The sequence below is a fragment of the Streptomyces sp. NPDC002730 genome (assembly GCF_042888805.1).
Taxonomy (GTDB): Bacteria; Actinomycetota; Actinomycetes; order Streptomycetales; family Streptomycetaceae; genus Streptomyces.
Genome location: NZ_JBIAQG010000010.1, coordinates 206217 through 224261 on the forward strand (window position 1 = coordinate 206217; position 18045 = coordinate 224261).

An 18045-nucleotide genomic window follows, 5' to 3' on the forward strand; every position below is an offset into this window, starting at 1 on the left:
GGTCTGGCCTCCGTGTCCCACCGTAATGCCCGGCTGACGGTTCGCGGCAGGCGGCTGCTGGTCGGACGTGTCTGCGCCGGCCGCCCCATCGCACATGATCCACGCCCATGCCTCAGCCAGGTGCTCGGGCTGGAGGCCGGCGGCACGCGGTCGTACGGTGGCCGTATGACCGACCGTCCCCAAGACGCCGTCGAGGCCGCGTTCCGGCGCTACAGGTCGCAGGACCTTGCCGCGGCACGTCCCCCTCTACGCCGACGACTTCACCTTCACCAGCCCGCAGGACGACCAGTTTGACAAGGCGGCGTTCTTCGACCGGCGCTTCCCGACCGCCGACCGGATGACGGAGCAGCGGCTGCTGCCCGTCGTCCCGGCCGACGACGAACTCGTCTTCGTGCACTATGCGTACAAGCTCACGACGGGCGCCCGGCACCACAACGTCGAGGCGATCACCGTCCGGGACGGCCTCATCCGGGAGGTTCAGGTCCTCTTCGGCGGCAGTGCGTGAACACGCGGTCTCCGTAGCCCTTTACGTAGTTTCACCGATGTTTTGCGGCGACCCGGTGCGTGAAGATGGGGGCGAACGGACTTCCCGGGGTGGAGCGAAAGGACGTACGTGGTGGGCTGGATCATTGGTTTCGCCGTCATCTTGGCCCCGTCCCTGATCGGACTCACCTTCGCGGTCCGTACCGCTCGTCGGGTCGGCAAGGCGGAGCGGGCGATGCGCGTCCTGGCCGCCCGTCCCGGCTGGCAGCGAATCGAGCGCGGCAAGGACGGAGAGGAGTGGGCCGGGTACGCGGGCCACTTCCCCTGGCTGTTGCGAACGCGGCACGGAATCACCCTTACCGGCCAACTCGGCGACCACCAGGTCACCGTCGCCAGGCGTTACGAGCAGATTTCGCGCAGGGACGACCAGCACTGGCTGATCGTGTGCTTCGACCTTCGGGGCAGCGGACCGAACCTACGTCTGGAGCGCCACTGGAGTGCGGCGGAGCTCAATCTCACCTTCTCCAAGGATCTGCCGTACCTGACGATGAGCGACGACTCCGCGGGGACGGCCGAGCGGTTCTACGCCTCGGATCTGCCGAAGCGCCTGGTGAGGTTCGCCGGACCGGCGGTCTCGTTCAGGGAGGACGGGGCGTGCTTCGTGTATCCGCTGCCCGAGGTCGTGGACATGCACAAGCTGCTCGAGGAACTGGCCGGGCTGCTTCCGGACCTCGCCGCGCTCGCCCGGGACGCCGCCCGGGAGGACGAGGCGGACAACACATGACCGGTCGGCCCCGCGACAGACCCTGGGGGTGTCAGGGGAGGGCGTGCCAGACCCCGCGACCGCGAATCGGCCCAGCCCTTGCCCCAGCTGATCGATATCAAGACGCGGTTTGAGGAAGTCGTCTGGCGTGAGGGCAGCAAGGGCGCGATGACCTCCCGCTTCGCTGTGCTTGAGGTGCGGCCGTCAGGCAAGGAAGCTTGTCGCACCGCCCAGGAACAGGCCGGCGGACGCAACCGGTGGGACGGGGTGCTGCCGCTGCGGACCCTGCTGGTCGAACAGCCCGAAACAGCGGCCGCGCGACCGGCTACTGGATGACCAACCTGCCTGTCACTACCCCGATCGCCGATCTGGTGCGGTGGGCGAAGATGCGCTGGCGCATCGAGCACGACTACCGCGAACTCAAACACGGCCTGGGCCTGGACCACTTTGAGGGCCGGACCTGGCGCGGCTAGCACCACCACGTCACCCTCGTCACCGCCGCCCGGGCCTTCCTCACCCTGCGACGGCTCGACCCAAAAGCCCACACGCCGGTCTGACCCTCTACCAGGTCCTGGACATCCTCCAGGACCTGCTGAGGTGCTGGACCGGCACCTGCACCACCTGCGGCCGCCCCGTCCCTAGAAGCAGAACGAGAACCTCTCGAAACACTACTAGCTAGGCCCTCTCTTCCGGATCTTGCCTGACCCACGCCTCCCGCACCACCCAGCGGAGCCGTGGAACCCGCCGCCCACCGCGCGATACCCGGCTCCCAAACCTGCCCATATTCTGCCTGAACAGCCGAAACGGCCCGCCGAACACCCGACGGACCGTCATGAAATACCGAGGTTAACGCGCACTTACGTAGTCGAACTAAGTGGTTTCACCGATACGCTCGGCCGTTACTCTGCGAGAGGGTGAGGGCGTTCTGGGAGGCGGGACAATTCCGAGGCTCTCGTCGTGTGACGGCGGAGCCGGAGGCTTCGCGTTTCCCACGGAAGTCAATCTCACAAGGTGAGTCTTCCTCAACTAGCTTCGTGGAGACGGATCATGCGCTTACCTGTCCTGTCTGTCACCGTCGCGGTCGTCGCCGCGACGATTGCGGGAGGAGCGGCTCCGGCCGCTGCCGACACCGCGGCCAGCAAGGTCAACCTGGAGGCCGGTGCCGGCCTCCACCACAATTCCGCGACTGTGACCTATGAGCGCGTCGACGGCGCGGTGAACTCGGTCAAGATCATCTCGCTGCAGGCCTTCTCCGGCGAGCCCGACTGCGTCTGGGTGGAGTGGAACGACCCGAAGGACGTGGGGGACGGTTGGACCGCCCTCAACTCCGAGCCTCCGTGTTACGGCGGCAGCATGGGGGAGACGCTCAACCAGATCATCAAGGCACCCAAGGGCCATCAGCTCAAGGTGCGCTTGGCTGCATACCACGGCTCCGAACTGGTCCACAAGGACATCGCAAAGCTCTAGGCCGTTTTTTCGGATCACCTCGCTGACCAGATGAAGATGGCTGCGATGTGGAGTCCGGCGAGGTAGATGGTGGCGGTCTCGTCGTAGCGGGTGGCCAGGCCGCACCACTGTTTGAGCTTGTTGATGCAGCGTTCGACGGTGTTGCGTCGCTTGTATGCCTCGCGGTCGAAGGCTGGCGGACGGCCGCCGTGGCTGCCCAGACGTTTGCGGTTCACAGCTTGGTCGGCGGGCTGCCCTCAGCCGTACAGCCGCAGGCCCTCCAGCTGATCCCGGGCGATCTGCTGGAGGGCTTCCTCGGCCTTGTGCCGCACGCTGGTACGGGTGCGTTTGTACCGGAACCCGTCCCATTTGAGCAGGACGGAAAGCCGCGCTGAGTGGACGTTCACGCCGCGTTCTGCAGCCAGCCATGCTGCGAGCCGGGGCAGCGTCCAGGATGGGCCACCCGCCTCCACGCTGTCGTCCAGCATGTGCTCCAGCGCGTCCAGGTCTGCCCGGTTGACCTTCGGTGGCCGTCCGCTACGGGGCGCATCCGCCATCGCAGCCCTGCCGCCGACCCGGAAGCGGTGCACCGCCCTGCGGACAGTCACCGGGTGAACCTCCAGGATCGCGGCAACCTCAGGAACGGTCCGCCCCTGACCCGCCAGTCGCACACACTCCAGACGCATCCGCGTGTTCCACGCCAGATCGCGTCGACGCAACAGCCCCTCAACATCACTCCTCTGATCCAGCGTAAGCTCCAGCATCAGCAGTCTCGACACGGCGGCCCCCCTCCCACCAGCCGGTATGCCCACCCACACCCGACTTACGCAAGACCGCTCAGCGCCGATCGCGTCGCGTCACGAGTCCTCGTCCGCTGTCACCCAGGCCCACCTGTGCTGGACGCTTCCGCGATCCGGGCTGTCGACGCGGGTGACATGAGGCCCTCCCAGGCCAGGCAATGCGTCCCACGACCAAGATCCGGACCATTCCCGGACCACTCCGCTGGCCAAAAGTCTCAGGACAGTCGATTCAACTGGTCAGCCGCGGTGTGGTTCCTGTACCACCAGCAGACGAAGAAGCTGCTGAAACGGCAGACAAGAACGCCACTTCGTGGGGCCGGGGATGCCGGGTACGGTCGCGCTCGCGACCGCTACCCAAGGAAAGTCAACCGCACTTGACGGTTGGCATTGTCTTTGTTGGTATCCGCGAAACTCCGTTAGGGCAACCCGACCCTAGCCGACCGGCGTCGGCGGTGAGGCGCTCCTGGTCCATCACCAACGTTGTGGTTGGAGTGACCTACCAGCGCATCATCCTGCAGGCGCTGGTAGAAGAGCACAACAGCCCGACACATTCAGAACCGCCGGGCCTCGGAGACAGAGGCAGCGGCGCTGCGGATCGTGTCGGCAGCCGAATCAAGCTGTGCGGGCATGTCAGCCAACCGTGCGAGATTACGCGCCGCCGACGCCAGCAGCGGCGCATTGTCCTGAAGGTGCTGGAGATCCTCGCTGGCTCCCTAAGCCAGAAAGCGTTGTCCTGTAGGTGGCTAAGCCCTCGGCTGGCCTCGTACAGCGTCCAGGCCGTGTCCTGCGATACCGTCGGGCGCATACCGCGCAGTTCCTCCAGGTCCGACCGGAGCACGTTCACCAACGACGCCGACTCCGGCATCCGTTCCGCGATCGCTGCCAGGAGCGGGCCGAGCCGCTTGACGTAGGCGACCTGCGCTTCGTGGATCATCTCGGCCAGTCGCGTCTCAGTGAGCCCGGTCAGGCCTGCGAGGGCCTCCTGCCCGCCCGCTTCTCGCTGAGCCCTCCAACTTTCCAGGATCGGGACGGCGGTGTACTTCTCGCCTTCCGCATCGTCGACCCGCTTGTGGTGCACGTTGCATAGCAAGAATCAGATTGGCGAAGCTGTTTCGGTCCTCCACGCTCCACGTCGGGTCGAATCGCTTGCCGTCCTATTTCAACGCGCGAATATGTGCGATGTTCACGCCCCCCGTCGTACTTGTCGGCGTACGAAGTCCCTCGCGAAGCGGCGCCGAGGTTGAAGCGCCAGGAGCGGGCCGAGGTGGTCGATGGTGCGGTCGGCAGCCTTGGAGATACCGAACAGAGGGGCGAGCTGGCGCATCGTCAAGTTCGTGCGTCAGTACGCCGTGGCCAGGAGCGTCCGGTCTTCCCAGCGGCGGCTCCACGGCCGGCCCCGGCGAATCGCAATGCGCCCGCAGCCACGGCGACCGCACCCAAGTTCTCGTCCGTCGCCACCATCCCACCGGGCAACCGGTCCAGCAGCAAAGGGACGGTGCTGCCGGGGTGCGCGCCGGTAGTCCGCAACGCGCCGGCCCAGGGACGCTCGTGGCTGTAACCCGGCACGTATTCGGCGGCCGGACGGCCGGCCTCATCCAGCAGCACTTCGCGCTCGGGTGATACCGCCGACGTCACTGCGGATCACTATCCGCAGGGAGCGGACTGTGCCCGAAGCTGATCCCGCCGTTCACGGTGTCCGCCTGAATCACCGTGGCCACGCGGGCGTTGCCCGCCACCTCGTTGTGCACGCCGCTCACCCGCGAAGCGAGTCCCAGCCGGGCACTGGCGACACGGGTCCAACTCTCCAAGGCCGCCGCGAAGTCGTCGTTCCGCGCTGCTTCCTCGAGGACGAGCCCGGCGAGCACCCGGACCTGAGCCGGATCCTGCGGGTCGACGGGCAGCAGGTCCCCTTCGGATGTTCTGGGTGAACGTCGAACGGCCCGCCGTGCGAGCTCGAGCAGTGACGTCCACGCCTCGCGCCCGGCCTCGGTCGCGGCACCGGTTGCGGCCGCGGTCACCACCGCTGCCACCGCCTGTGCCGTTGACGCGTCGAACATGGGCTCCCCTTCCCTCTCCGACCCCTTCAAAATAGCGCCTTTTGACTGCCTCGGACAGAAGTCGAAGCTGGTGCCCCGGCCGGCCTGCGGCGAGGAGTGACGAAGGAGCCCTGCGGGTAGTCCCATGGCGGTCGACTGGCAAGGTTCCGCATCATCCGCTGCCGACCGCGAGGACATGGTATGGGTATGAGTACGGGTTCTGTGGACGCCGCGCTGGCCTCTCTGCATGTCGACGACAGGTCGATCAGGCTCGACTGCCCGGGCGGGTGGTTGCGGATGCACCGACACCGACTGTCGGTGTGCGGCATCCATGTGGCGACGCCGAAAGAGGTGGCGCACGGGGGATTCGCGGAGCATGCAATCGTGCCGGATGCGCCTGTGCCGCTGACCGCCGGGCGGCTCGAGTGCATCACGCCGTTCCTGGCGGATCCCGGGACGCCCGCAGGCCTGTGTGTCGGCTTCGGGAGACTGAACCGCTCCCACCACCGGGTGGTGGCCGCCGCCTCGGAGGAGGCCACCAGGCCGGACTTCGTACCCCACTACGGTTCCCGCTACGCGCTCAGCCCGCATTCGGGACGGCTGGTGGATGTGCTCACAGCGCGGGGCGGCACGCGGACTACCACCGTGATGGACCCGCGCATCGCACGGTATTCTGAGCCCACTGTGGCCCGCTGGGTGGGCATGCACTACGACAACGCCTGGACCAGTCAGGGCGAAGGTGAACGCTATCCCCGCGGCGTTCGTGTTGCGTGCGCGGATCGGCGCGTCATTCACAACCTGGGGCCAGCCTCCCGGTCACTGGTCTTCGCACTGAACATGTCTGCCCTACATCTGTCGGACAAGGTCAGTCCCGGTGACAGCCGGAATGTACCGAGTACCCAGCAGCTCCGTGAATTCCTCATCGAACATCCGGCTGAGGTGTTGAAAATCGTTTGTGTCGTCTGGACAACCGAGGTGGGAGATCTAGTCGTCCTGCCTGCCGGACTCGCACTGCACGACGGGTCGATGGAGGGTCGCCGGCATTCGTCCAGCGCCTTGGTCTTCGCCGGAACATTTCCGCGGGGTGCGTTCTCCCGGACTTGATCAGGTGCCGGGGCGGCTCCACGTTTGGCTCATCGACTGGAACTTGTGGAAGACGAGGCCACCGTCGCGATCGGGCGGAGTGCTGCCCCGGGGTATCGGCCGCAGCAGCCATTCGAGGTGCTCCACATTAGCGAGCAGAACGTCCTCGAGATTTAATTCCGGGGTATGTTGGCAGCTCAGGGATGACACGGCAACGCTCCTTCGGTCTTCGCTTGATGGAGGTTTCGGCAGAAATTCGTCTCGGTACCATCGAGCCGCCCAAGCTCGAAGTACTTGTTCGCCGGCCAGCTTCCGCCACAGGCGACGGCATAGCGGCAGGTGCGGCGACACGCGTCCACACCGGCGAGGGCCTCGCGGACCCACGGAACCGAGCCCGCCCTGCTCAGAAGATCCTCAAGGGGGTGCCGCAACACGTTGCCTACCGTGAAAGCCCCGTGCCTTGGATGCCGGAAGCCCGCCAGATCTGGGGACATGACCGTCACCTCCCCGTTGTACGACACGGTGGGAATGGGCTCCACGGGCATACTCAGGACCTCCGCTTCAGTGATCCCCGATCGCACTGCGTCGTAGCAGTTCGCCACCGACTCGATTTCCCGCAGCCGCACCACGGGGTTCGCCCGCCACTGCGTAAAGAGTTCAGCGAAGAAGCCCACCCATTCGCTTTTGCCTGCCGGTGAGCCTTCGCCATGGGAGCCCTTCGTTTCCTCGGGCAGGATTCCCAGTACTTCCGCTCCGATGTCGCAGGCGTGGGCGTAGACCAACCGAGCGACCTCGGGCGCGGGATCGCGCACCACGGAAAGCACGTGGAAGGGGATCCCCCGGCGTCTCAGCACCGCAATCCCGGCCGCGATCCTTCGCCAGGCGGGGCCACCCCCGCGTGTGACCCTGCCCGAGTTCATGCCCCGCGGCCCGTCGATGCTCACGGACACCCGAACGTGGTACCGGTCGAACAGGTCGCACCAGGCCTCATCGATCAAGGTCGCATTCGTCTGGATGTGATGAGCGGTGCCGGGAGGCCAGTCGGAGAGCAGGTCCTCGAACTTCCGGACACCGACTGCGAGCGGCTCTCCCGCGTGCCAGAGGACCTCTATCTGGTGCCCGGAGTCCCTCCAGCGGGCCACGGACTCCGCGGCGGCACGATTGACGGTGGCCGGCATGTCGAGGCGCTTCCCCCGGTCGGGCAGGTAGCAATATCTGCAATTAAGATTGCAGAAGGTTGTCGGCTGCATCACCAAGACGGACGGTCGCAGCCCGAGAGCCGCCCCGCTGTCACCGCCGGACGCGGAATACACGCACACCCTCCTACCTACGGTCGTCGTACCGGGAGCGTTGTCATGGAACGGTGGCGCAGCCGAGCGTGTCAATGGCACCGGCAGCAGGACCGCGCGGAATGTGGTGGTCCGCTTCTTCACGGCCGTGGACAGCGTTCTGCGTGCCCCCGTACACTGAATCCCCCACATTCAGACGATTGATGCGGCCTCATGACAGATCGTGTTGATCCACGTCCATCCAACGACTCGCACAATGGCTTTCCCGGTACCGCCGACAATGTCGTCCAGGCGCGGCAAATTCTTGGTGGTGTGCACTTCCACACCGGACGCCCCACTCCTGTGACGGCGCCTCGTCAACTTCCCCCAAGGCCAACCCATTTCACTGGTAGAACGGCCGAACTGGCTCGGCTCGAGGCGCTCCTCGCAGCCTCTGATGCCGGTGAACCGGCAACCCTGTTGATCACGGCGCTCGTCGGCGCCGCGGGAGTCGGCAAGTCGGCGCTGGCCGTCCACTGGGCCCACGCCGTGCGCGACCGCTTTCCGGACGGTCACCTATACCTCAACCTTCAGGGCTACGACGCCAGCCCTCCGCTCTCTCCCCACCAGGCCCTGGAAAATTTCCTCGTGAGTCTGGGTGTGCCTCCAGGCAGCATCCCGCCGGACTTGGACGCCAGGACGGCCCTGTACCGCCACGTTGTCAGCGGGCGACACCTCATCATCTTCCTGGACAATGTGCGCAGCGCCGCTCAGTTACGTCCCCTCCTTCCCGGCACCTCAGGGTCCTTGATGCTCGTGACCAGCCGAAGCCAGCTGTCCGGTCTTGTCGTCCGCGAGGGGGCCCAACGTATCGTCATCGGCCCACTCGCCCCCCAGGAGGCGACTGATCTGATGCGGTCCATCCTGGGCAGGGAACGCGTCGATGCGGAACCCGTGGCGTCCGCCAAGCTGGCGAGCCATTGTGTCCACCTTCCCCTGGCCCTGCGCATCGCGGCCGAGCGGGCGGCAATCCATCCGCTTTTGCCCATCGAAGCCCTGGCTTCCGAACTCGAGTCCGGAAGCCGACGGTTGGACGTCCTGACCACGTACGACGACGACGAGACAACGGCGGTCCGTGAAGTGTTCTCCTGGTCGTACCGCGATCTTTCCCCAGCGGCTGCGCGGACATTTCGCCTTCTCGGACTGGTTTCAGGACCCGAGATCAGCGTGCTGGCAGCCGCGGCTCTCACCGGACTCCCGCCCGATCAGGCCGTCCGTGTCCTCGGCGGGCTCGCCAGTTTGCATCTCCTCGAGGTGGCGGGCCCGGATCGCTACCGGTTCCACGACCTGCTGCGTGACTACGCCCGCGAGTGTGTGTCCGAAGACTCCGAGCAGGACCGCTCGGCCGCTCTTCGAAGGCTGCTGACCTGGTATCTGTTCACAGCCGAGGAGGCCGCTGCGGAGCTCGACGTCCGCAGGGGGCCGACACCTTTCGACCGGACGCCAGGCGACCCTCCCCCACCTGCGCTGACCATCGGTTTCCCTTCCCGCACCGCGGCGATGGACTGGTACGAGACGGAGTTCCTGAATCTCCTCGCGGCCTGCCGCCAGGCCGCCGAGGTGGGCGAGCACGTCGTGGCGTGGCAGTTGCCGATCGCCCTCAGGTCCTTCTTCCAGCTGCGACGGCCGACCACCGACTGGGTCACGGTCTCTGAGACGGCTGTTGCTGCCGCCCGTCACCTGGGTGACGCACATGCTGAGGCGATCACCTTGCGGTCTCTCGGGGCTGCGCTCTCCTACCGCGGGGCGTACGAGGAGAGCCTGCAGCGCAACCGTGAGGCCCTCGCAGTCAGCCGAGAGATCGGCGAGGACGAAGGGTGGTGCCTCAACAGCATCGGAGACTGCTTGGTGTCGCTCGGTCGTTTCGACGAGGCGATCGAGCAGCTGGGCCAAGCTCTGATCGCCGCCGAACGCAACGGCGATGCTTCTCTGGCTGCCCACTCTCTGGAGAACATCGCCCCCGCTTACAGTGCCTTGGAGCGCTATGACAGAGCGATCGAGTCCCTGCAGCGGTCTTTGACGATTTTCCGTGACCTCGGTCGTGCTTACGGGGAAGCGTTGGTACTGGACAAGCTCGCCGACACTTATCTCTCCCTGCGCCGCTTCGACGAAGCGGTCCACTTGGCCTCACAGGCGCTTCCGCTACACGAGAAGCTCGGCAATCGCCTCAGCGAGGCTGCCACCTTGCGTATTCTCGCGCGCGCTTTCAAGAGCAACGGCCGAATCGCCGAAGCCCGGGACCACTGGCTCCGCGCGCTCGTGACCCTCGAAGACCTCGGTCACCCCGATGCGGTCGACGTGAGGGGCGACCTGCTCGGCTGCTGATCGGGATCCGGCCGGCCTGCCTGGATGAATCAGTCCGATGTCTGAGTCGGCCGCGCCTACGGCGAACGCGTCCGTCCGCTCGTCTGTGACGACAGACCTGGACGCGCTTCTGGCGGCACTGCATGTGGGCGGTTTCTAGGGATCTTCGCAACACGTTGAACGGCCCGGGAGCTGGCCGGGCACGCTGAACTGACCGCCGTCAGCCGAGATTCCCCGGTTCGTCATCGACGACATCACCGCCCAGCTCCGCTTGGCCCAGGACCAGGACGGCCTTGGCTGGAAGATTGGTCAAGACGGGGTGTGCGGACCAGTTTTCGCCAGCAGTTCGGACGTTGGCGGAGCGGACGCGGACTTTATCTTTGGCGGCGAGCTCGTCGGCTGCAAGGCAACGGTCCATCCTCGGCGCCTGGGAGCAAGCGAACGGTACCAACTCGCCGGGTACCTGCTACTGGACTACGACGATCGGTACCGGATCCGCTTCCTTGGTCTATACCTGTCCCGGCAGGAAGCCTCGATCGGCTGGTGCGTCGAGGAGTTCTTAACCACTCTTGGGGCAAAGAGCAACGATGGCCGAACTTCGCGAGGGCCTCTCCAAAGCCCTCGATCCACATGGCCGGAGCCACCACACGGCTGAAGCCACCGGGACACTTCGGCGCTTCAGACGACCCGCGTCTTGGCCACACTATGCCCCAAGTGCCGTGCAGCAACGGGGTCCCCATGCACAACTTCTGGGGGCGAGCTCGCTCGCAAGCCGCACAGCCTCAGGAAGATGGCCGCGATCCGTTGATCGGTTGTGCCCGAATCGACAACCTGCGTGCAGCCGCCGCGCAGGCGAGCTGCATTCGCGGCCTCCGGCGTCTCAACGCCCGGAAAATACCGGGGTGGAACCTCATGTCCGTGTCCGCAGGCCAGCACATCTATGAAAGACATAGCCAGAAGCCGCCGCTCAGCTCCTACCCGAGCCAGATCAAGGGCCAGCTACGCAGTACGTCCTTACAGGATCCGCCTCAGCAACCTCCGTGATGCATATCCTGTTTTTGTCGGCTCTGGTGGCCCGCTTCCCACTGATGTCGTATGCGCACCATCTGGACGGGCGGGGCCTTGAGGGGGCAAACGATCGTGACGGCAAGTCATAGAGCTGTGGACTCTCTGCGGACGGTCACGCCCAGTGAGTTGGTCCGCATTCGGGAAGGCCACTGGTCCGGCAGGCTGCGCGGGTGCTCACTCGTCGCCGAGTTGCAGGTTAAGGAGGAATACAGCCGTCAGGTCGCCCAGGCGCTCGGTCGGCTCTACTCCAGGCGGGCTGGTACCCCAGAGGCCAGGGGCGTTGCAAAGTCTCTTGATCTTGTGAGCGTGCTGGTCAGGCGATGCCCAGGAGGTCGAGTGGGCGGGTGAAGGGTTCGTAGGAGGTGTGGCGGAGGGCGGCGGCGATGTTGTGGTGCCCGGCGTCGCGGAGTGTGTTGATCGCCAGGTTCCGCAGGGTGGCCATGTTGTCGGGTCCGTGGCCGGTGCGGATCTTGGAGGCGTCTTCGTGGAAGGCGGTGTCGCGGATGAAGTGCAGGCGGTTCTCGATGGTCCACTGCGACCTGGCGAGTTGGCCCAGGTGCTGGGGCGAGGCCTGTTGCGAGGTCAGGTCGGTGATTGCGTAGACGGTTTGGCGGGTGCACGCGCCGGTCCTGAGGTCGGTGCGGTGGCGCTGGATTCGAACGGCCTGGACGGCGTGGGGGAAGTCGAGTCCGAGATCGGTGACCGTGAAAACTCTGGTGACACGGGTCTCCTTGCGGCCGTGGCCGCTCTCGCGGTCGTAGCGGCGCGCGGTGACGTCCTTCCACGGCAGTAACCTCACCTGCTGGTGCAGGCCGGGCTGGTTGGCCTTGACCGCCAGCAGGTAGTGGGCGTTCTTCTCCTCGACCAGGAAGCGTGCATGGGCGCGCTGGGTGTGCAGGGCGTCGGCGGTGACGGTGACCCCGGTCAGGTCGTAGGGCTCCAGCAGGGCGGCGAAGCACGTGATCTCGTTGGTCTTGTCAGGCACCCGCAGCTGGGTGACGGTCCGGCCCTGGTCGGTCATCGCTGCCAGGAGGTGGGTGGCCGGGGTCTGGCCGTGACGCGAGCCGCGGGCTGCCTTGCCGTCAACGGCCACCGACTGCGCGCCTGCGGGATCGGCGCCGGTCAGGTCGGCCAGGCCGCCGGGGCAGACACGGCCGAGAACCCGTCGGATCGTGGCGACGCTCGGCGGGACTCGTACGCTCAGCGCGCCCACCGTCCGCGCGCCCAGCCGGGCCAGGGTGTGCTGCGGCGCATTCGCGGAACCGTGACAGGTCACCCGCGGGCGCCCGCAGCACTACGACCTGCAGACCTACATGATCACCGGGACTTTGAAACGCCCCTGGGCTTGGACCTCTGAGGGGGTCCTGTAGCCGAGCCCGGAGTGGAGGCGTTGGCGGTTGTAGAACACTTCGATGTAGCGGACGATCGCGCGTTGGGCGTGCGCGCGCGTCGGGAACGTGTGATCACAGTTGCTGTACTTCGCTGGACAACCGGAGACCGGAGGCGTTCATGAGATCCGGAGCCTACAGCCGCAGTCGGGCAAGACGGCGGGAGGAGGCTGGCCTTGGGACGCATATTGGGGCCCCTTGGACGTGCAAGGTGGCCAGCTGCGGTTGCTGTCGTTGGAGAGCCAGTGTCCGCCCGCCGCTGACCGGAATCCCGCGGGAGAATCCGGTGCGGGCAGCATTCCTCCGCATCGCCCGCTCCCGATCATGTTGCAGTCAGCCGCTTAAGGCAGTGGGACGGGTCGGGGCTGGTCCTCTATCGAAGTGCCTGCTCGTATAGCAGGGTCATGGCTTCGTGGTCATGGCGCGTCGGCGCGGCGCGGCCGTCCGCCTCGATCACCGAGTGGGCGGTTTCGAGCCAGTGCGGGTCCAGCGGCCGACCCGCCCTGCGCCATTGCTGTCCGACCACGTCGAGATAGCGGTGGCGGGTGCCCGGCGCGCGTGGGCTGAGGCTGTGCAGGCAGATCCACAGTGCCTCGCTGTGGCAGGCGGAGAACGACTCGCCCGTCTCCCACAGCTCCACCAGTACCTGTGCGGCGGAGCGAGCCCGGCCGCTCCCGACCCCGGCAAAACTGGTGAGGAGGACTCCGTCACCGGCGTCCAGCAGGCCCCGGGCGAAGTCCAGCAGGGCGTCGGTGTCCTCGTCGCAGAGCAGATCGGCGTCGTGGACCAGACGGCTGTGGTCGCGGAGTCGCCATCCGCAGAAGTCGCGGTAACGGTGGGAGGGCCCCCAGCCGTGGCTCCAGTAGACGTCCGGGGCGGAAGGGGAGGTGCGGACGACCGGATCCGCGCAGTCGGTCAGGGGCCGCTCGTCGTCAGCGGGGGCGAGGCGCCGCACCTGGATCTCACGGTGCTCGCCCTGCCACACCCGCTGCACGTCTACCAGGCCGGCGAACGCGGTCCACTCGGACGGCAGCATCTGGGACTTGAATAGCAGAGCGGTGCCGCGCCACGCGGCCACCGGGTCGTGGGTGTCCGGGAAGAGATCGCGCCCCGTTACATGCCTGTCCAAGGCGTGCACCAGCAGGAGGAGGTTAGCGGCGTACAGCGCGTGCCGTGCGGGAATGGTGCGTGTGGCGGGACGGTAGTCGGTGTAGGCATCCGCTACGCGTTCCTGCATCGCCTCCCTGAACATGGACAGGAGCAGCGACCGCGTCTCGTCCGCCACGTGGCCGGCAGAGTCGCGCAGTCCCTGCTCGAGGAAGCCGAGGAGGTAACGGCCGGTGCATAGCGCGGAGAACGACAGCAACGCATGCAGGAAGGTGTCGTCGAGTGCCGGTCTGCGGACTCGGCCAGCCTGCGCCCGCTCCGATTCCGCCAACGCGGTCAGCTCGCTGACGATGAGCCGGGCCGCAAGGTACTCGCCGAAGGTGGCGTGCAGGAACTCGTAGGAGTGCAGTGTTTCGGCATCGCGGAAGGCCTCGGCCCGGTGGACGAAGAAGAAGCGTCCGACGGTCACTTGGCCGCGGCTGAGGGCGGCTCGCAGTCCCGCGTCCGCCGCGGGGAGCGACTCCCGTGGCAGCAACGCCTGCAGGTCGGTGTCGAGTTCGTCGCCCGTGACCCATTGGCGCCCGCGGTTGGCCATGGCCAGCGCGGCCACCGACAGCCGCAGCAGTTCGCGCTCGACCGCCTTCGCTATCGCGTGCTCCGAAAGCGATGGCCCGTGCTTGATGACCTCGCGCCGGGCGAAGCGCGCGAGGAGCCTTTCGTAGAGTTCGTAGCTGGCCAGGTGGTGGGTCTGTCCCTGGAAGGCGTTGTCCTCGGCGTCGTAGAGGGCGAGGAGCAGCAGCAGTAGCGGTTGACAGGCCAGGTCGGGCTGGACGAGGGCGTGGTGTGGTGCCAGCGGCAGCAGACCGCGATCGGCGAAGTAGGCGGCGTTGCGGCCGTTCCAGATCTGCAGCCATTGGGTGGTCTGGCGGGGAGTGAAGGGTTCGATTCTGATGGCGACGCCGTCGGGAGTCAGCCGGGCCCGGTCCGCGACCGCTGTCCGACTGGTGACCATGACGGCGAGCGGCCGGCCGCAGCCGACCTCCCGGCGCTGGAAGTCGGCGACTCGCTCCATGTAGTCGGACTGGTTCAGGCCGGTCGCCAGTAGGAGTTCGTCGAAGCCGTCGAGCAGCACCACGGGCAGCGCGTTCCCTGCGGCACGCACCAGGTCCGGCCAGTCGAGGCTCTCGCCGGTCAACTGTCGCACGGCCGTCTCGATCTGCCGCTGGATGTCGGCGTCCGCGGGTACCGCGCGCAGGGCGACCCGGACCACCAGGAAGTCGTCAGCGGGCAAACTGGCGGCCAGGACCTTCGTCAGGAGGGACTTGCCCGCGCCGGGCTGTCCCAGCAGGAGCACGGGTGCGGTGACGGCTTGGGGTGCGGTGAGGAAATCGGCCAGGAAGGCGTCGAGCCCCGGTCGGACGTCCCGGTCCACCCACTGCTCCTCGACTGTCAGGTCGTCGCCTGTGGTGAACTCGCGGATCCGGAAGTCGGGACTCAGGTAGGCCTCGCGCAGGGTGGGGATGGCCATCCCATCGGCGGCCTCCTCGACGCCAAGCACCGGAGCATCCAGCGCAGCGGCGCCGGCATGGCCCAGTCCCGCGAACCGGGCGGGCGGCACGCCGCCCTCGGCGAGGCGGGCGACGATGTCGGTCAGGCTCCGCACGCTCTCGCGGGTCGCCCGGTGGTCCGTGCGGTCCGTCCAGAACGCCAGCTCGGCGAATTGTGCAGCCAGTTGGCGGTACAGCTCTTCGTAGCGGACCAGCGCTCTGTCCAGCACCTCGCCGTCGAACAGTTCCTGGGTCCGCTGCCGGTCCGCTGTGTTCAGGGTGTCCCAGACCGCACAGCCGGCCACGAAGGCGCTCATCCGCCGGGATGCCGCCTGGTAAAAGTCACGGAGGGCAATGAGCGTCGACTCGTAAGGCTGGTGGGGGGCAGGTAACGGCACCCCGGTGCGCAACAAGTGGTCGGCCACGTCTACCAGCCGCCTGTCCCGTGGTGCGTCACCTGTAGCCAGCCGCGCCGCGTCCAACCGGCTGAGGGTGAGCTGGCCGGCGTCGAAGGGGAAGGAGATTTCCGCAAGTGCCTCGCCGTACGCCGCCACGACGATCACCGCGTGCGCGGCGGCGAGGCGCTCGGTGCGGCCGAACCGGCCCAGACCGCTCAAGCGCTCGCCAAGCCCGCTGACCAGCGATCTGCTGAGTGAGATGATCTGCGATTCAGCCCCGAACAAGCCGAGGACCAGACCCGGTATGGGTCCTGCGGTGATGGTCAGCGCCTCGCCGACCGCCCCTTCCAGAGCGGCCGCCACCGGCCCGCTACCCCCGAGCAGTCGGACGGCGTCGGCGTAACGCAGCGGTCTGGACATCCCATCATCCCCCAATTCACGCGCATCCCGCCTCATCCATACCCCTCGCATACCGGCACACACGCCACACATGCGTGGAGCCGGTTCTCGATGGTCCACTGCGAGCGGGCGAGCCGGCCGAGCCGCTGCGGCGATGCCTGATGTGAGGTCAGGTCCGTGACCGCGTAAACGGTCTCGCGGCTGACCTTGCCGGTCGTCAGGTCGGTGCGGTGGCGCAGGATGCGCACGGCCTGGGCGGCGTAGGGGGAGTCCAGGCCGAGGTCGGTGACGGTGAGTGCCCTGGTCGCCCGGGTCTCCCGGCGGCCGTGGCCGGTCGCGCGGTCATAGCGGCGCGCGGTGACGGCCTTCCACGGCAACGACCGCAGCCGACGGTGCAGTTCGGGCTGGTTGGCCTTGACCACGAGCACGTAGTGGGCCTTCTTCTCCTCGACGAGGAAGCGGACGTGGCCGCGCTGGGTGTGGAGCGCGTCCGCTGTGATGGTGACCCCGGTCAGGTCGAAGGGCTCCAGCAGCGCCGCGAAGCAGGTGATCTCCTCGTCTTGTCGGGGACGCGTAGTTGGGTGACGGTCCGGCTGTCGCCGGTCATCGCGGCCAGGAGGTGGGCGGCGGGCGAGGTGCCGTGCCGGGAGCCGCGGGCGGCCTTGCCGTCGATGGCCAGTGATTGCGAGCCGGCGGGATCAGCGCCGGTCAGATCGGCCAGGCCGCCGGGGCAGGCCATGCCGACGACCCGGCGGATTGTCGCGGCACTCGGCGCGACCCGTACGCCGAGTGCCCCGACGCCGCGGGCGCCCAGCCGGGCCAGGGCGTGCTGCGGGGCGTTCGCGGCCCACTGGCCGATGGCCGCGAACGACAGCGCGCCGCCGACGACCGCGGAGGCAGCAACTAGCTGTATTGACCCGCAGCGTTGTTGACACGGCTGATGGGTGGCTGGCCTGCGAGTGCGGTGTGGCAGCGGTGGTGGTTGTAGGTGTGGAGGAAGTCTGCCAGGGCTGTGGTCCGCTCGGTGTTGCTGGTGTAGGGCCGCAGGAAGGCCCATTCGTCGAGCAGGGTGCGGTTGAAGCGTTCGACTGTGCCGTTGGTCTGGGGGCGGTAGGGCCGGATGCGTTTGTGGGCGATGCCGGCCGCGGTGAGGGTCTGGGTGAACAGCTTGGACTTGTAGCAGGCGCCGTTGTCGGTCAGCACCCGTTCGACGGTGATGCCGGGGCCGGTGAAGAAGGCGTGGGCCCGCTGCCAGAAGCCGATCGCTGTGTGCTGGCGTTCGTCGGTCAGGACTTCGCTGTAGGCCAGGCGGGAGTGGTCGTCGACGGCGGAGTGGATGTAGCTGTAGCCGATCACCGGCTTGCAGCTCTTGCGCCGGTCGGTGGTGGCCTGGCGGTTGCGGTCACCGGCCGTCCTGCCGACCGTGCGCCAGCCGCCGCCGTCAGGGATCTCTTTGCGGGCCTGGAAGTCCAGGGCCTTGGCCCAACGGTCCGCGACAGTCTCACCCGTTGGCCGTCGGACCATCCCGGGCGAGCGCTGCGGCTCGACCTCCAGCGCCGCCAACTCTCGTCCCATCGCGGCGTACTGCTCCCGAAACCAATCAGCGTCGTCGGGAGCGTCGTACAGCCCAGCCTGGCGATCGACTCGAAGCCGCTCCCGATTGGCCCGGACTTCAGCGATGCGCTCCGGCACCCCGTTCCCAGGGTCATAGACCGTCTCGAAGATCGCGCCGTCACCGAACGTCTGCAGAAACCACTCCTCCACGTGCCCATCCAGCAGGTGCGCGCGGATGAGCGGCGCGGGACGGCAATCCTTCGCACTCAGCCACCCCTTGTTCCGCACGGTGCACACGTACCGCGGCGGCTCGGTGGCTGAGGTCTGCGTGTACAGCCGTT

General features: G+C 67.1%; 14 protein-coding genes and 4 pseudogenes. 7 read left to right on the forward strand and 11 right to left on the reverse strand.

The window, feature by feature from the left end:
• Nucleotides 1-226 precede the first annotated feature (226 nt).
• From ACFYXH_RS25675 to ACFYXH_RS25695, 5 genes are all read left to right on the forward strand, one after another.
• The gene (locus ACFYXH_RS25675; protein ID WP_389567762.1) at nucleotides 227-505 is read left to right on the forward strand and encodes a hypothetical protein; all 279 of its coding nucleotides are present in this window, start codon (nucleotides 227-229) and stop codon (nucleotides 503-505) included.
• Between the two features lie 111 nt (nucleotides 506-616).
• Entirely contained in the window at nucleotides 617-1267 is a 651-nt protein-coding gene (locus ACFYXH_RS25680) for a hypothetical protein (RefSeq protein WP_389567298.1), read from the forward strand.
• Nucleotides 1268-1345: 78 nt separating this feature from the next.
• Entirely contained in the window at nucleotides 1346-1582 is a 237-nt protein-coding gene (locus tag ACFYXH_RS25685; RefSeq protein WP_389567302.1) for a hypothetical protein, read from the forward strand.
• Nucleotides 1579-1719 (forward strand): hypothetical protein, encoded by a 141-nt coding sequence (locus ACFYXH_RS25690; RefSeq protein WP_389567305.1) that lies wholly within the window; start codon nucleotides 1579-1581, stop codon nucleotides 1717-1719. The genes ACFYXH_RS25685 and ACFYXH_RS25690 overlap by 4 nt, the downstream gene beginning before the upstream one ends.
• Before the next feature lie 574 nt (nucleotides 1720-2293).
• Nucleotides 2294-2713 carry a hypothetical protein gene (locus tag ACFYXH_RS25695; protein ID WP_389567308.1) on the forward strand — a complete coding sequence of 140 codons (420 nt, stop codon included), beginning with the start codon at nucleotides 2294-2296 and terminating at the stop codon, nucleotides 2711-2713.
• Nucleotides 2714-2727: 14 nt separating this feature from the next.
• Here ACFYXH_RS25695 and ACFYXH_RS25700 read toward each other — a convergent pair.
• The 4 genes and pseudogenes from ACFYXH_RS25700 to ACFYXH_RS25715 form a co-directional block, all read right to left on the reverse strand.
• Nucleotides 2728-2937, reverse strand: a pseudogene (locus tag ACFYXH_RS25700) (IS5/IS1182 family transposase); the annotation flags it as partial.
• Nucleotides 2938-2949: 12 nt separating this feature from the next.
• On the reverse strand, nucleotides 2950-3456 hold the full coding sequence (locus ACFYXH_RS25705; RefSeq protein WP_389567730.1) for a helix-turn-helix domain-containing protein: 507 nt from the start codon (nucleotides 3454-3456) through the stop codon (nucleotides 2950-2952).
• A gap of 1246 nt (nucleotides 3457-4702) precedes the next feature.
• Nucleotides 4703-4909, reverse strand: a pseudogene (locus ACFYXH_RS25710) (transposase family protein); the annotation flags it as partial.
• A 214-nt stretch (nucleotides 4910-5123) separates the two neighbouring features.
• The gene (locus ACFYXH_RS25715; RefSeq protein WP_389567311.1) at nucleotides 5124-5549 is read right to left on the reverse strand and encodes a hypothetical protein; all 426 of its coding nucleotides are present in this window, start codon (nucleotides 5547-5549) and stop codon (nucleotides 5124-5126) included.
• Between the two features lie 201 nt (nucleotides 5550-5750).
• Between ACFYXH_RS25715 and ACFYXH_RS25720 the strand changes: the two genes are divergently transcribed.
• Nucleotides 5751-6632: a hypothetical protein gene (locus ACFYXH_RS25720; protein WP_389567314.1), complete on the forward strand. Its 882-nt coding sequence runs from the start codon at nucleotides 5751-5753 to the stop codon at nucleotides 6630-6632.
• Between the two features lie 176 nt (nucleotides 6633-6808).
• On the opposite strand, the gene ACFYXH_RS25725 is transcribed toward ACFYXH_RS25720, so the two are convergent.
• The gene (locus ACFYXH_RS25725; RefSeq protein WP_389567317.1) at nucleotides 6809-8092 is read right to left on the reverse strand and encodes a radical SAM protein; all 1284 of its coding nucleotides are present in this window, start codon (nucleotides 8090-8092) and stop codon (nucleotides 6809-6811) included.
• Nucleotides 8093-8113: 21 nt separating this feature from the next.
• Between ACFYXH_RS25725 and ACFYXH_RS25730 the strand changes: the two genes are divergently transcribed.
• The gene (locus ACFYXH_RS25730) at nucleotides 8114-10264 is read left to right on the forward strand and encodes an ATP-binding protein (RefSeq protein WP_389567320.1); all 2151 of its coding nucleotides are present in this window, start codon (nucleotides 8114-8116) and stop codon (nucleotides 10262-10264) included.
• Nucleotides 10265-11624: 1360 nt separating this feature from the next.
• On the opposite strand, the gene ACFYXH_RS25735 is transcribed toward ACFYXH_RS25730, so the two are convergent.
• The 6 genes and pseudogenes from ACFYXH_RS25735 to ACFYXH_RS25760 all read right to left on the reverse strand — a co-directional run.
• Nucleotides 11625-12587: an ISAs1 family transposase gene (locus ACFYXH_RS25735; protein WP_389567322.1), complete on the reverse strand. Its 963-nt coding sequence runs from the start codon at nucleotides 12585-12587 to the stop codon at nucleotides 11625-11627.
• Nucleotides 12588-12620: 33 nt separating this feature from the next.
• Nucleotides 12621-12767, reverse strand: a pseudogene (locus tag ACFYXH_RS25740) (IS3 family transposase); the annotation flags it as partial.
• A 305-nt stretch (nucleotides 12768-13072) separates the two neighbouring features.
• The gene (locus ACFYXH_RS25745) at nucleotides 13073-16171 is read right to left on the reverse strand and encodes an NACHT domain-containing protein (RefSeq protein ID WP_389567325.1); all 3099 of its coding nucleotides are present in this window, start codon (nucleotides 16169-16171) and stop codon (nucleotides 13073-13075) included.
• A 32-nt stretch (nucleotides 16172-16203) separates the two neighbouring features.
• Nucleotides 16204-16701, reverse strand: a complete 498-nt coding sequence (locus tag ACFYXH_RS25750; RefSeq protein WP_389567733.1) for an ISAs1 family transposase — start codon at nucleotides 16699-16701, stop codon at nucleotides 16204-16206.
• On the reverse strand, nucleotides 16662-16889 hold the full coding sequence (locus ACFYXH_RS25755; protein WP_389567328.1) for a hypothetical protein: 228 nt from the start codon (nucleotides 16887-16889) through the stop codon (nucleotides 16662-16664). Before ACFYXH_RS25755 ends, ACFYXH_RS25750 begins: the two co-directional genes overlap by 40 nt.
• A 164-nt stretch (nucleotides 16890-17053) precedes the next feature.
• Nucleotides 17054-17665, reverse strand: a pseudogene (locus ACFYXH_RS25760) (integrase core domain-containing protein); the annotation flags it as partial.
• Between the last annotated feature and the right edge of the window lie 380 nt (nucleotides 17666-18045).